Consider the following 13,614-nt stretch of genomic DNA (forward strand, 5'->3'; position numbering starts at 1 on the left):
CCCTGGACCACTCACCCCGTCACCGCCTGATAAACAACCCGATGCGCCTCGGTGGGCAGTGGCACTTCCCACTTGAACAGCATGCGGCGGATATCATCGTTGCGCAGCGAGGTGTCGCGCTGCTGGTTGCGCCGCATGATCTCGCCCTCGGGGCGCTCCAGGTAGAGAATTTCCACCTGCGCGCCGTAGCCGTAGAGCAAGTCCAGGGTGCGGTTGCGCATCTGCGCCGACAGGTGCGTCGAGTTCCACACAAAGGGTTTGTGCTCTCGCAGCAAGGCCTTGGCCCGGTCGATGGCGTAATGCGCAGCGGCGCCTTCATTCTGTCCATGGCGCAGGCCCAGGGCCTGGCGGGCGTCGTCGAACGACACCACCGGCAGCTCCGGGTGATGCTGTGCGGTCCAGGTGTCCTTGCCGCTGGCCGGCAGGCCCGAGAGCATCACCACCGACGAACCCTGCGGCGCGTGCAACGGGTAGTCGGGATGTACCCGGGCGCCACGCAGGTACTGAATGCGTGTGTAGTCGTCGGCAAAGGCCCGCGGTCCGTGCAGGCAGCCCTCCTCCTGCGCCAGTTCGCGCCACAGTTCGATGGCGTCCAGTACATCGGCCTTGCCGGCGTAGTTGCGGCCCTGCATATCGGCCTCGGCGACGGCACAGAGCATCCACAGCGGCAGTTCCCAGGACAGTTTGTGCAGCAGGAACTCAGGGCTGCGGCCGCTGCGATCACCCTGCAGGGCGAAAAACGGCACTTGGTGCACGGCGATGATGCGGCAGATCTGCTCGCGCAGCTCGAACGGCACACCGGCGCGCCACAACAGCAGCCGCGCATCCACCGCCCCCCGGCGTGAATGACCGGGCTGGCCGATACGCCCGGTATCCTTGTCGATCACCGTGGTGTCGGGCTTGGCGATGTCGTGCAACAGGGCCGCGAAGAACAGCACAAAGCGCTGCTCGGCGCTGGCCTGCTGGTAGGCGGGTTGGGCCAGTAATGCTTCGACCACCAGACAGGTATGAATCCATACATCGCCCTCGGCGTGGTAGATCGGGTCCTGCGGTGTGTCGGCCAGGCGCGCCAGGGCCGGAATGGCCGACAGGCAGGCGGCGGTGTCCATATCGCGCCCCGGCTCGGGGACCAGTTGGCGCAGTTGTTGAATATCCATTTCGGGATGCTCCTTCAGTAGCCGTGGCGTGGGCCCTGCCAGTCCATGGACAGGCGCGGGGCATAGAGGTCGACGCCGGCGGCCAGTTGATTGGGGATAAAGGGTTGGCTGGCATGGTGCTGGTCGGCATCGAGGATGGCCTGGACGAAGTCCTGGCGTACCCACTTGAGCCGGCCGAGGGTCTGCTGCTCGTCCTCAAGCTTCAGGTACAGGCCCTCCATGCGGCTGGAGCGGTCGCATTGACGCCAGGCACGGGCCAGGTCGAGGCCTTCGCGGTGCACAACCTGCTCGAACACCTGGCGCCAGTGCGCGGTCTTGGCCAGCGAATCGCCCACCAGCGCTAGCAGCTCGGCATGCCGGCGCGGTGCCGGGCCTTCGTACAGCACAGGCACCGACAGCACCGGCCCACCTTCTAGCAGGCGCCGACGCGCCGCGGTGGAGAGGAACAGCCCTGTGGCGCGGTCCCACACATCGAACTCGCAGAAGTAATGTGGCAAGTGGTCGTAGAACACCGAGTGCTTCTTGTGCAGCCACTCGCCATACAGCACGAAGCGATCTTCCAGGCGTTCCAGCAACCAGTGCTCATGGGCCGAGGCCCACTGCTTGAACAGATTGAACTGGCGCTCGCGCCCACCGCCGGTGAGGTAGTGACCGCGAGATTGCAAGAGCAACTCGCCGCCTGCGCCAAAGCTGATGCCCGCGTTGGCACCATCGAGTTTTTCTTCCACCACCAGCCACTGTCCGGCCAGGGCGCCATAGCGCACCTGGCCAGTGTCAGTGTCGCCATCTTGCAGGCGCGAGCCTTGCAGGTGGGGCGTGCGGGGGTATTTGAGCAGTTCCAGGTTGTGCGCGGTGGCACGAATATCCGTGTGCATGGGTTTGTCCTCGAAAAAAGAGAAAAACCAACGACAGGATCAGGCAGACATGGCAATGAAGCGCCGCCGTGCATGGGCACGGGCAGCCATCAGGCAGGATGGACCGTCGTCGGTATCAGGCGTGTTGGCTGGCGTAGGGCACTGGCTTCACCACTTGGAGAAAAGGTTGCAGAGGCTTTAGGGCGCGCATTCAACAGCAGATAGCGGCATCAGGTCAAGCCCCGAGAGGACAAAACCCCAGCGCCCCTGCTTGCGCGAAACACCCGAGCTTTTGTCATGAAAAAAACCGCCTGGGGCTCATAGGGTGCAGCCAGTCATAACCCGATAAGGAATCGATCATGAAACGTTCAAGCGTGCTGATGGCTGCAGTCATTGGCCTGGCACTTGCACCTTTGGCCCAGGCCTCGTCCATGGCTGACAGCGAAGAGAAAGCCCAGTTGCGCAAACTCTTCTGCGAGTCGAAGGGCGGCGCCGATATCACTGCGCTGGGTGAGTTGAAGAGGTCCGACGACGTCGGCGCCGTGGTGGTGTGCAAGCTCCCGCCCTCGCCCACCACCGTGGTGGAAAACCAGGCGGCATCGAGCCTTGCCGCGCTGCCATTGACGCCTGTCACGGCAACGCTTGCGCCACCGTCGGGGGTCTACAAGCTCGCCCCGGGAGCCAGCAGCGTCAACACTTCATGCTCGGCCAACCTGGCCATCGCCAAATGGGCGGGCTTTCCCAATACCAGCAACGGCAACGCCACCTTGAACTGTCGTGGATACAATGCCGGCGCAGCAGGCGGTACGCTGGGTTGCAAGATCGAATGGACCGGGCCGACCCAGGTCGCCATCGGGGTCACCCCTTACGGCGGCCAGGTCGCGGTGAACTTCAATTGCCAGGCCCTGTACTTCGGTTCCGTCGGCACGGTGATGGATTTCAGCTACGCCGACCCGACGTATCCGCGCATCCGCTATGGCTCGGTCCAGGCCACCAGCAGCATGACCATCACCCAGTGATGCCGGGCCAGCCTGGCTGAGCCTCGATCAAGCGCCGGCAGGGCTGCTCCCTGCCGGTCACCCTCCTCTGCTTCATTGCTTGCCGCGCATGCTGTTGCGCCATATGCGGTAGGTCCTGATGCCCGAACGCACCGAACCGAACAGCAACTGGCTGTCCATTTCCCGGGTCATCCCCGAACGTTCCAGCATCGCCAGGAAAGTACCGCGGGCACGGGCGATAGCGAAGTAGATGCCCTGGGCGGCCAGGGTCTCGCGGATTTCCCGCAGCACCGCGATGCCGCTGACATCGATATCGGTCACCGCCTCGGCATCGAACAGCACCACCTCGGGTTGGCTCTCGCGCTGCACGGTGTCCAGCAGGCGCATCTTGAAGTAGTCGGCGTTGAAGAACAGGATCGCGTCGTCGAAGCGATACACCACCAGGCCGGGCACAGTGCGGGCTTGCGGGTACTGGCGGATGTCCACCTGGCCTTCGATGCCCGGCATCCAGCCCAGCACCGCGTCGGTGGGTTGGTAGATGCTGTACAGCAGGCGCAGGATGGCCAGGGTCACGGCGAACATGATGCCCGGCAGCACGCCCAGCCCCAGCACACTGACGGTGGTCAGCAGGCACAGCCAGAACTCGAAGCGGCTGAGTCGGTAGATTTGCTTCAGGGACTTGACGTCGAGCAAGCCCCAGCCCGCCATCAACAGCACCGCGCCCAGGGCCGGCTGCGGAATCCACGCCATGGGCGCGGTGAAAAACAGCAGAATCAGCGCAATCGCCAGGGCGGCGATGATGCCCACCAGTTGGCTCTTGCCTCCGGCCATGTCATTGACCGCGGTACGCGAATCCGCACCGCTGATGGCAAAGCCCTGGGAGGCACCGGCGGCCAGGTTGCTCAGGCCCAGGGCGATGAATTCATGGTTGGCGTTGATCGCGTAGCCATGGCGCGCGGCGAAGCTGCGGGCTGTGAGCATGGCGCTGCAGAAACTCACGGTAGCGATGCCCAGCGCGTCGCGCAGCAGGCTCTTGCTTTCCTCCAGGGTGGTCTTGGGCCAGGACAACTCCGGCATCCCGGCCGGCACATGACCGAGGATCGCCACTCCGAGGCGGTCGAAGCCCAATAGCCCGGCCAGCAAGGTGAACAGCGCCACCGTCAGCAGCGCCGCAGGTACGCGCGGATAGCGTCGCGGCAGCCAGATCAAAAGGCCCAGGCTGGCCAGGCCGACGGCCAGGGTCAGGCCATGGATCTCCCCCAGGCGCTGGAGAAAGTCCGCCAGCCCCAGGATGAAGCCGTCGCCTTCGATCTTGAAGCCCACCACCTTGCCCATTTGCCCGGCGATCAGGCTCAGACCGATGCCGTTTAGGTAGCCGATGAGGATCGGCCGCGAGAAGAAGCTGGCGATAAAACCCGCCCGGGCGATCCCGGCGGCAATCAGCATCAGGCCCACCAGCACGGTGACGATCATCGACAATTCGACGGTACGCTGCAGGTCGCCCATGGCCAAAGGCGCCACGGCCCCGCCGAGCATGGCGCAAGTGGCGGCATCGGGGCCGACCATCAGTTGCCGCGAGCTGCCGATCAAGGCATAGACGATCATCGGCAGCACACAGGCGTAAAGCCCATACTGCGGTGGCAGGCCGACAATCTGCGCATAGGCGATGGCGATCGGGATCTGGATAGCCGCCACGGACAAGCCGGCCCGCAGGTCGGCGCGCAACCATTCGCGGCGGTAGTGCAGCAAGTTGGACAGGCCAGATAGACAGCGGGATAACGACATGCCGGGTCCTTTCGAAATATTCCGTTTTATTCTTTGGCTGCGCGCTTGTCTGGCAAGGCGACGCGGGGCGTTATTCAAGCGAATCGGGCAACTTAGCGCCATGAGCTGGAGCAGCTTTTGCTTCGATTCACCCAGGTGCTTGGCCATGGGCAACCCGCTGAGGCGCAGGTGGTGGTGAGCTTGGGCCGCTATGGATGAACAACCCCTCCCATTCATGGGCCGCCAAGCCAGCTATAACGGCGCGTTGCCTTGATGACGCGCCACCTCCCGGTGCATGTCGTTGCGCTCGTAGCCGGGCAGCAAATGACCGTCGGTCACCTACCGTGAAACGGCTCGGTGTTCGCTCCATTGGTCGGAGAGTTTCTTGACTAGGATTAAACCGCGCTAAGACTTTAACCGGAATTGTTAGAGGTGATGCCCAAGTGGCTCTGGACAGAAGGTTAATCCGCAGGAGCCGGATTGACTCGTACGTTCGCTTTGACTGAGTGCCTATGAGGCCGATATGGAGATCATCTCTGTGGTGGATGTACCGCGATGGATGGACACGATTTCCCCTGACCCCGCGAGACGGACGACTGACGCCCGAACACGAGCCAGAGGAAGTCGTTTATGGCAATAACGCAAAACAACCGTTTGGTGCAGGTCGACAGTCCCCTCGGCGGCGATGTCCTGTTGCTGCAGAGCATGGAAGGCAACGAAGAGCTGGGGCGGTTGTTCCACTACGAATTGGACCTCACCTCCGAAAACCGAGCGATCACATTCGACCAGTTGCTGGGCAAGCCCATGGGCCTGACCCTGGAGCTGCACGACGGCAGCAAACGCTATTTCCACGGCATTGTCTGCAGCTGCCGGCAAGTGAACGGCCACGGTCAGTTCGCCGGCTACCGCGTCAGCCTACGGCCCTGGTTATGGCTGCTCACGCGCACTTCGGACTGCCGGATTTTCCAGAACAAAACGGTGCCGGAGATCATCAAGCAGGTGTTCCGCGACCTCGGTTTCTCCGATTTCGAAGACAGCCTGAGCGGCAACTACCGCGAGTGGGAATATTGCGTGCAGTACCGCGAAACCAGCTTTGACTTCGTCAGCCGGTTGATGGAGCACGAAGGCATCTATTACTACTTTCGCCATGAGCAGGCGCGTCATGTACTGGTGTTTGCCGACGCCTATGGCGCCCACTCCACGGTGGCCGACTATGACTCGGTGCCCTTCTACCCGCCCGATCGGCAAATGCGCGAGCGCGACCATTTCTACGATTGGCAACTGGAGCGGGAAGTCCAACCCGGTTCTCTGGAGCTAAACGACTACGACTTCAAGCGCCCCCGCGCCAGACTGGAGGTGCGCTCCAGTGTGTCGCGCAGTCACAGCAACGGCGACCACCCGCTCTACGACTACCCCGGTGAATACGTACAGAGCAACGATGGCGAGCACTACGCGCGTACCCGCATCGAAGCCATTCATAGCCAGTTCGAACGCGTGCAGCTGCGCGGCCGCGCCCGCGGGCTGGGCTGCGGCCATTTGTTCAAGCTGACCGGCTACGAGCGCGAGGACCAGAACCGCGAATACCTGGTGGTGTTCGCACGCTATCAGATCCGCCAGGAACTCTATGAAAATGCGCAGTTGGACCTGTCCGAGCAGTTCACCAGCGAGCTGGACTGCATGGATGCCAGCCAGGCCTTCCGCCCTCTTCCCCTGACCCCCATGCCCATTGTTCGCGGGCCGCAGACCGCCGTGGTGGTCGGCCCCGATGGCGAGGAGATCTGGACCGACCAGTATGGCCGGGTCAAAGTGCATTTCTACTGGGACCGCCACGATCAGTCCAATGCCAATAGCTCCTGCTGGATGCGCGTGTCCCAGGCCTGGGCCGGCAAGAACTGGGGGGCGGTGCAGATCCCGCGAATCGGTCAGGAAGTGATCGTCAGTTTCATCGAAGGCAACCCGGATCGGCCGATCATCACTGGCCGCGTCTACAACGCCGAACAGACCGTGCCCTACACGCTACCGGCCAATGCCACTCAGAGCGGGGTGAAAAGCCGTTCGAGCAAGGACGGCTCACCGGCCAACTTCAATGAAATCCGCATGGAGGACAAGAAAGGTGCGGAGCAACTGTTTATCCATGCCGAGAAGAACCAGGACATCGAGGTCGAGAACGACGAGACCCACTGGGTCGGCCACGACCGCAGCAAGACCATCGATAACGACGAGACTGTGCATGTCAAACACGACCGCACCGAAACCGTCGATCACAACGAGACCATCACCATCGGCGTCAACCGCACCGAAAGCGTGGGCAACAACGAGGACATCAGCATTGGCGTCAACCGTACCGAAAGCGTCGGCAGTAACGAGACGATCAGCATAGGCCTCAACCGCACCATCAGCGTGGGCGCCAGCGAAACCGCGACCGTGGCCCTGCAACGCACCCATGCGGTAGGTATCAACGAGACGATCGCCATCGGCGCCGCGCAGGAAGTTGTCATCGGTGCCTTTCAAACGGTGAATGTCGGGGCCTACCAAAACGTCAACGTGGGCCTCTACCAGTCGACCAATGTGGGCACCAACCGCTCGGTGGACGTCGGAGCCAATCTTTCAACGACGGTAAAAGACAACGAATCGCGCCAGGTCGGCGCAGGACGCACGACCGATATCGGCAAGGACGATGAGCTGACGGTGGGCAAGAACCTTGTCATCGATGCCGGTGACTCGGTGACCATCATGACCGGCAAAGCCAGCATCGTCATGAAGAAGGACGGCACCATCAGCATCAGCGGCAAGGACATCACCATAGACGGCTCTGGCGTGATCAACATCAAGGCCAACAAGAACGTGGTGATCAAGGGACGCAAGATCCTGCAAAACTAGGAGTAACGCGTATGACGGTTCAATACTCACTGCCCACGCAGGCCCGCATCGATGGCGTAGTCGTCGGTGTACTGCTCGACCTGCCACAGGCCAGTGCGCCCTGGGTGACCTACCCCGGCTGCCCCGAGCAACGGAGCATCGCCGCCCGCAGCACCACCCTGCTCTCCCCTGAAGACATCGGCAGCCAAGTGGCGCTGATGTTCGAAGATGGCGACCCTTCCCGCCCGCTAGTGATCGGCCGCCTGCTGAGCCAGGCCATGGCACCCGAACCGGTTGCCAGCGTGCAACTGGACGACCAGCGCCTGGAACTGCGCGCCGAACGCGAGATCGTGCTGCGTTGCGGCAAGGCCAGCATCACCCTGACCCGCGCGGGCAAAGTGATCATCCAGGGCGCCTACCTGTCCAGTCGCTCTAGCGGGGTCAACCGCATCAAGGGTGGTTCGGTGCAGATCAACTAGACAGGTAGTCGCCTATGGAATTGCTCAACGCCAGCAAACTGCTTGCTGCCTATACCCAGGGCATGGAGCCCGATGGCCGCGAATCCCTGGTGGTGGTGGTCAAAGGCACGTTTAATCTGCCGCTGGACGGCCGCGCGGCGACCCTGGCCGAGACCCAGCAACCGCTGCTGATGGCCGATACCTTCCTCGGCGAACCCGGTCTCAGCGCCCCGCTGCAGGAAATGGACTTCGCACCGGTCAAGCCGTTCTGCGATGTGCTGGTGCGCGGCAAGGCCTATGCCCCAGGCGGGCGACCCGTGAGCCAGATGGCAGCGGGCATTCGCGTCGGTCAGATGAGCAAGGCCTTTTCCGTGCTCGGCCCCCGACAATGGCAATTGGGGCTACTGGGCGTTTCTCCCGGCTTGCCGCAGCCCTTCATCGAGCAGGACATCTCTTATGCCCAGGCCTTTGGCGGCAGCCATCCGATGGCGGAAGACTCCGAATTGCGTTACAGCTACCTGGACAATCCGACCGGTTGTGGCTGGTTTCCAAGCCGCATGGGCAGTGCTGCTATCGTCGGCATGCCGATGCCGAGCACCGAGGAATTGGGCAAGGCGATCGACAGTCCCTCTGGCGACTTCCGTCCTATGGCCCTTGGCCCCATCGGCCGCAGCTGGCCGCAACGTGCTCGCTTCGCTGGCACTTACGACGATGCCTGGCTGGCCGACCGCTTTCCGTTTCTGCCGGGAGATTTCGACCGTCGCTACTTTCAGGCGGCCCCTGACGATCAGCAGATTCCTTACCTGCGTGGCGGCGAGGATGTGTTGCTGCTCAACCTCACACGCCAGGAGCGCGCGGGCTTTCGCATCCCCGAAATGGACGTGCCGGTGACCTTCTTTCTGAAAAAAGGCGGTCATGAGACTGTGCAGGCGGTGATCGATACCCTGCTGATCGACACAGACGCGCTCCAGGTGCAACTGACCTGGCGTGTCTCCCGTGCACTACGACACAACATGTTCGAGATCGCTCAGGTGCTGGTCGGCACTATGTCCACAGGCTGGTGGCGCGCCCGCGAACTGGGCAAGGATTACTACCCGTCGCTCTCCTCCCTGGTAAAAGCCAGGCACGCCTCCGAGGAGACAGACTGATGACTGCACTTTGCATCATCGGTACCGGCATGGTCAGCGCCGTTGGCCTCAGCGCACCCGCGAGCTGCGCGGCGATTCGCTGCGCTATCGATAACTTCCAGGAAACCCGCTTCATCGACTGCGGCGGCGAATGGCTGATCGCTGCCAGCGTGCCTCTGGAGCAGCCCTGGCGTGGGCGCAGCAAACTGATCAAGATGGCCGCCTGCGCCATCGCCGAGGCGCTGCAAAGCACCCCGAACGTCGACCCGGAAAAGACCCCGCTGCTGCTGGGGGTGGCGGAAGTCGAGCGCCCCGGCCGCCTCGACGGTCTCGATAAGGGGCTGCTGCACGCCATCGAAGCCGAACTGGGCCTGCGCTTTCATCCCAGTTCCAACGTCATCGCCTATGGACGGGTCAGCGCTGCCGTGGCCCTGCTTGATGCGCGTACGCTGATCTACCAGGGCGGCCATCGCCACGTGCTGATTGCCGGCGTCGACTCCTTCTTGAATGGACCGACGCTGGCCGCTTTCGAAGCACGCGAGCGCCTGCTCACTAGCCAGAACTCCAACGGATTTATCCCCGGCGAAGGTGCCGCCGCCGTGGTGCTGGCCGCCCCCGTTGCCAGCGAAGAACCGCAATTGGCCTGCCTCGGCCTGGGGTTCGGCGTGGAGAAGGCCACCGTGGAGGCCGAAGGTACTCCCCTGCGTGCTGACGGTCTGACTCAAGCCGTACGCGCTGCCTTGAGCGAGGTCGGCTGTGGGTTGGAGCAAATGGATTATCGGCTCACCGACATCTCCGGCGAGCAGTACTACTTCAAGGAAGCCTCCCTGGCCCTGAGCCGTACCCTGCGGGTGCGCAAGGAGTTCTTCCACCTCTGGCACCCGGCCGACTGCATTGGCGAAGTCGGCGCCGCCATCGGCCCGACGATGCTGGCCGTGGCCCTGGCCGCCAGCCGCAAGGGCTACGGTGACGGCCCGAATATCCTCTGCCACCTCGGCAACGACGCGGGCCAACGCGCCGCCGCCCTGCTCAGCTACCAGACCGTGAGGGCTGCCTGATGGCCAACGAGGTGTATGCCAACAATATGGAGATTTCCTGCAAGGCGGCCGATGGCAAGTCCGTCGCCTGCTTTCCGGATGTCTGCTTCACCCCGCCCGTGGCTCCGCCGACACCGATAGGGGTACCCATTCCCTACCCCAATACGGGTATGTCCAAGGACACCACCCGGGGCACACGAACGGTCAAGATCACCCGCAAAGAGGTGATGCTCAAGGACAAGAGTTACTTCAAGACAAGTTATGGGGATGAGGCTGGGAATGCGCCCAAGAAGGGGGTCATCACTAGCAAGATCAAGGGGAAGGTGTACTTCACTTCCTGGTCGATGAATGTGAAGTTCGAAGGTCAAAACGTAGTACGGCACCTTGACATGACGACGCATAACCATGCTTCACAGCCAGGTAATACCCCTCCCTGGCCTCACCTTTCCAAGATGTCGCCGAGCACCCAGGGAAAATGCAAAAGGGAGAAAAAAAGAGAAAGAAAATCCTGCCAGGAATACAAACCGTACGGTGAAAAGAATGTTTGTAAAGAGGCCGAGCTGAGCGGTGCAATGGTCAATGAAAGCGCTTGGGCCAGCAAAACAGCGACAAGAGCCAAAGCAAACAAATGCTTGTCGGCTCGCCGCTGTCAGTTAGTACCCTACCGCCCTAAGGACGAAGCAGGTATAGCCGGATGTTGTCCAGCACAAACACCTGACCATGTCATACCGAAAAGCTCATTTTCTGTAGGAGCGTTCAGTAACAACAAGCGCCAGCCCGGCTGGGAAGAGTATTCGAAAGATACAGCGCCTTGTATGTGCGTTGAGGGCTGGGGGAACACTCATGGGAGTCATGGTGTCCGACACAGCGAGCATAAAGCTCTGGGGGTTATCGCTGGGGTCAAGAAAGGCGATATGCGCGAATTCGGTAAAGAGGCCTCCATGGCGGCGCAAAGTACTCGTGGCGCGTTTCCCGAGTCAAACTGTAGCGAACGCTGCCTCACGGCACAGTTGGCCGACGGGCATAAAAAAATGCTACCGCCAAATACGCAGCCCCCTAAAGTAAAACATTCACCAAGCGGAAGAAGTAAGCCAGCGGTATTGAACCGTACTGCGAGAAGGCCCTCCCCTTGAGCCACCACCCAATAAACGGATATTCATATGGCTGACGAATGGCTGGAAGATTATTACTACGCTTATGTTGCCGCCGTAGACGCACAGAAATCTTTTTTCGCTTTTCGGGAAATAGGACTAGAAGCCCAGGACGTTTCGCACACTATTTTCCTGGAGTACAACTCTGGAAAGTGGCGAGAAGTTGGCGAGGCGACTTGGGATACCGTTGCCATGACCACCGACCGGTCACAACAGATGCTGGCAATATCCGAAGAGGGTGAAATTGGGGAAGGCTATCTCGGCTCGACCCTCAGCTTGTCGCAAATGGATCCGCCACCGCTAATGCTCAGAGGGATAAGCTCGATAGGCGAATGTACCTACTTGTGCGGAGTGTCCCGAGAAGTGTATGTACGCCATGGATCTTCTGCCTGGCAGCCTGTACATGCCCCAAAGCCTACGAGTAAAGACAGTGTTTTTGGCTTCGAAGCACTGGGCGGTTTCTCCAATGATGAAATCTATGCCGCCGGCTGGAAGGGAGAAATATGGCTGCGGGAGCAAGGCAACTGGCGGCAAGTCGACAGTCCAACCAACTTTAAAATAACTGCATTGATATGCGCCTCTGATGGTTATTGTTATTTATGTGGCCGCCAAGGCACTTTGTTGCGTGGCAGAGCAGATACATGGGAAATTATCGATCTCGAAGAGTTCACCGATGATTTCTGGAGCATTGCTGAACACCAAGGAAAAATCTATTTAGCCACCTTGTTCGAAGTATACGTTCTCGATGAAAGTTCTTTGCGGCCAGTCAACTGGAATATGCCAAAGCCCAATACTTGCTACTGTCTTTCCGCTAAAAACGGGGCGCTCTGGTCTGTTGGCCAAAAGGATATCTTGGTACATGACGGGCAGAGCTGGAGGAAACTTGCTTAACTCTCTATTTCTCAAGACTTTGAAATGTACTCGAACTTGATTCCGCTGATTCTGGATCAACATGTCGAAGAAGCCAGCTTCCTCGCCGTCCTGCGGGACTATGCCCTGGGCGCACCGCACTACGATTTCGACCACCTCAGCCAACTCGACGAGCGCATCGACGCCCACCTTGACGGCCTTCGCGTCGCCGGCACCTGCGGCCTGGAAACCCTGTTGGCTCAACTTGGGCCACACTCCATTGGCGGGCTGTTCGCCAGTGTGGTGCTGGCCTTCGAGGCGGGTAACGCACAGGTGTTGTCACGGCTCAGCGAGCATTTGCGAAGTGCCGTAGAAACGGAAAGCGGCTACCTGATGGCCTTGGGTTGGCTCGACTGGAAGTGGGTATCGCCCTGGATCGATCGCCTGCTCGCCTCCCCCGACCCCCTGTTTCTGCGCCTCGGCCTGGCCGCCTGTGGCATGCACCGCCACGACCCCGGCCCAGCCCTGCTTACCGGCCTTTCCCACGCCGACCCAAGCGTCCTGGCACGTGCCGCCCGCACTGCCGGCGAGCTGCGCCGTCGTGACCTGATGCCGACCATTCGCAGCCACCGGCAACACCAGGACACCGCCACGCGCTTTTGGGCCAATTGGGCCACCGCGCAGATGGGCGACGAGGAAGCGCTGGAGCCGCTGCGGCAGTTCGCCGAGCAACCGGGCCAGTTCCAGTACCGCGCGCTCTGTGTACTGCTGGCCTGGCAAAGGCGTGAGCACAGCATCGCCTGGATACGCCAGTTGATACAGAACCCTGAGCAACAGCGCGTCGGCATCCAGGCCGTTGGGCTGCTGGGCGACCCGGTCAGCGTGCCCTGGCTGATCCAGCAGATGAGCGACCTGCCTCATGCCCGCGTCGCCGGCGAGGCCTTCAGCCAGATTACTGGGGCAGACCTGGCGTTACTCGATCTGGAATTGCAGGACCTGCCGGATTTCGATGCAGGCCCGAACGACGACCCTGAGGATGCCAATGTCGCCATGGACCCCGATGAGAATCTACCCTGGCCCGACCCGCAGTTGATCGCAGCCTGGTGGCAGGCCCATGGAGGTGATTTCCAGGCGGGCGTGGGCTATGTGCTGGGGTTGGCGCAGCGCGAAAGCAGTTTTCAGCAAGCGCTTGTCCGGGGCCAGCAACGCCAGCGTATTGCCGCCGCCTACGGCATCGCCCGCTTCCGGCCGACCGAAGTGCTTTTTCCCACCAGCGCACCGGCCTGGCGGCAAAAGCGGTTGTTGTCCGGAGGATGAGCAGGCGATTCATTCTCTTCGACTGCGGCAGCTGGACGCTAGG

At 61.4% G+C, this 13,614-nt stretch carries 11 protein-coding genes; 8 read left to right on the forward strand and 3 right to left on the reverse strand.

The annotated features are described in order from the left end of the window. Positions 1-11: 11 nt before the first annotated feature. Complete coding sequence (locus AC1RL5_RS04215) at positions 12-1,157, reverse strand: AAA family ATPase (RefSeq protein WP_011061296.1); 1,146 nt, start codon at positions 1,155-1,157, stop codon at positions 12-14. A 14-nt stretch (positions 1,158-1,171) separates the two neighbouring features. Further along, the gene (locus AC1RL5_RS04220; protein WP_015635611.1) at positions 1,172-2,032 is read right to left on the reverse strand and encodes an RNA ligase family protein; all 861 of its coding nucleotides are present in this window, start codon (positions 2,030-2,032) and stop codon (positions 1,172-1,174) included. 338 nt (positions 2,033-2,370) lie between these two features. On the opposite strand from AC1RL5_RS04220, the gene AC1RL5_RS04225 reads away from it, so the two are divergent. After that, on the forward strand, positions 2,371-3,030 hold the full coding sequence (locus tag AC1RL5_RS04225; protein WP_492588902.1) for a hypothetical protein: 660 nt from the start codon (positions 2,371-2,373) through the stop codon (positions 3,028-3,030). Between the two features lie 72 nt (positions 3,031-3,102). Here the strand turns inward: AC1RL5_RS04225 and AC1RL5_RS04230 are convergent, their stop codons facing one another. Further along, positions 3,103-4,794, reverse strand: coding sequence for a SulP family inorganic anion transporter (locus AC1RL5_RS04230; protein WP_011061293.1), 1,692 nt, complete (start codon positions 4,792-4,794; stop codon positions 3,103-3,105). A gap of 609 nt (positions 4,795-5,403) precedes the next feature. On the opposite strand from AC1RL5_RS04230, the gene AC1RL5_RS04235 reads away from it, so the two are divergent. Genes AC1RL5_RS04235 through AC1RL5_RS04265 form a run of 7 tightly spaced genes read left to right on the forward strand, consistent with a single transcriptional unit; the run spans position 5,404 to position 13,571 of the window. Then, the gene (locus tag AC1RL5_RS04235) at positions 5,404-7,653 is read left to right on the forward strand and encodes a type VI secretion system Vgr family protein (RefSeq protein WP_011061292.1); all 2,250 of its coding nucleotides are present in this window, start codon (positions 5,404-5,406) and stop codon (positions 7,651-7,653) included. Between the two features lie 11 nt (positions 7,654-7,664). Beyond that, positions 7,665-8,111: a DUF6484 domain-containing protein gene (locus AC1RL5_RS04240; protein ID WP_262214462.1), complete on the forward strand. Its 447-nt coding sequence runs from the start codon at positions 7,665-7,667 to the stop codon at positions 8,109-8,111. A gap of 14 nt (positions 8,112-8,125) precedes the next feature. Then, positions 8,126-9,238: a DUF2169 family type VI secretion system accessory protein gene (locus AC1RL5_RS04245; protein ID WP_492588901.1), complete on the forward strand. Its 1,113-nt coding sequence runs from the start codon at positions 8,126-8,128 to the stop codon at positions 9,236-9,238. After that, positions 9,235-10,275 (forward strand): 3-oxoacyl-ACP synthase, encoded by a 1,041-nt coding sequence (locus AC1RL5_RS04250; RefSeq protein ID WP_103407448.1) that lies wholly within the window; start codon positions 9,235-9,237, stop codon positions 10,273-10,275. The genes AC1RL5_RS04245 and AC1RL5_RS04250 overlap by 4 nt, the downstream gene beginning before the upstream one ends. Further along, on the forward strand, positions 10,275-11,387 hold the full coding sequence (locus tag AC1RL5_RS04255; protein ID WP_145712057.1) for a PAAR-like domain-containing protein: 1,113 nt from the start codon (positions 10,275-10,277) through the stop codon (positions 11,385-11,387). Before AC1RL5_RS04250 ends, AC1RL5_RS04255 begins: the two co-directional genes overlap by 1 nt. Before the next feature lie 27 nt (positions 11,388-11,414). After that, the gene (locus AC1RL5_RS04260) at positions 11,415-12,296 is read left to right on the forward strand and encodes a hypothetical protein (protein ID WP_492588899.1); all 882 of its coding nucleotides are present in this window, start codon (positions 11,415-11,417) and stop codon (positions 12,294-12,296) included. Positions 12,297-12,320: 24 nt separating this feature from the next. Next, positions 12,321-13,571 carry a TIGR02270 family protein gene (locus AC1RL5_RS04265; RefSeq protein WP_492588897.1) on the forward strand — a complete coding sequence of 417 codons (1,251 nt, stop codon included), beginning with the start codon at positions 12,321-12,323 and terminating at the stop codon, positions 13,569-13,571. Positions 13,572-13,614: the final 43 nt, after the last annotated feature.

It is taken from the genome of Pseudomonas sp. GW822-FHT06D10 (assembly GCF_058799535.1).

What these genes read in the sequence shown, in the direction of transcription:
- AC1RL5_RS04255 (WP_145712057.1), top strand. Translation starts at nt 10,275, where the DNA reads ATGGCCAACGAGGTGTATGCCAACAATATGGAGATTTCCTGCAAGGCG.
- AC1RL5_RS04220 (WP_015635611.1), bottom strand. Translation starts at nt 2,032, where the DNA reads ATGCACACGGATATTCGTGCCACCGCGCACAACCTGGAACTGCTCAAA.
- AC1RL5_RS04225 (WP_492588902.1), top strand. Translation starts at nt 2,371, where the DNA reads ATGAAACGTTCAAGCGTGCTGATGGCTGCAGTCATTGGCCTGGCACTT.
- AC1RL5_RS04260 (WP_492588899.1), top strand. Translation starts at nt 11,415, where the DNA reads ATGGCTGACGAATGGCTGGAAGATTATTACTACGCTTATGTTGCCGCC.
- AC1RL5_RS04230 (WP_011061293.1), bottom strand. Translation starts at nt 4,794, where the DNA reads ATGTCGTTATCCCGCTGTCTATCTGGCCTGTCCAACTTGCTGCACTAC.
- AC1RL5_RS04235 (WP_011061292.1), top strand. Translation starts at nt 5,404, where the DNA reads ATGGCAATAACGCAAAACAACCGTTTGGTGCAGGTCGACAGTCCCCTC.
- AC1RL5_RS04240 (WP_262214462.1), top strand. Translation starts at nt 7,665, where the DNA reads ATGACGGTTCAATACTCACTGCCCACGCAGGCCCGCATCGATGGCGTA.
- AC1RL5_RS04265 (WP_492588897.1), top strand. Translation starts at nt 12,321, where the DNA reads ATGTACTCGAACTTGATTCCGCTGATTCTGGATCAACATGTCGAAGAA.
- AC1RL5_RS04245 (WP_492588901.1), top strand. Translation starts at nt 8,126, where the DNA reads ATGGAATTGCTCAACGCCAGCAAACTGCTTGCTGCCTATACCCAGGGC.
- AC1RL5_RS04215 (WP_011061296.1), bottom strand. Translation starts at nt 1,157, where the DNA reads ATGGATATTCAACAACTGCGCCAACTGGTCCCCGAGCCGGGGCGCGAT.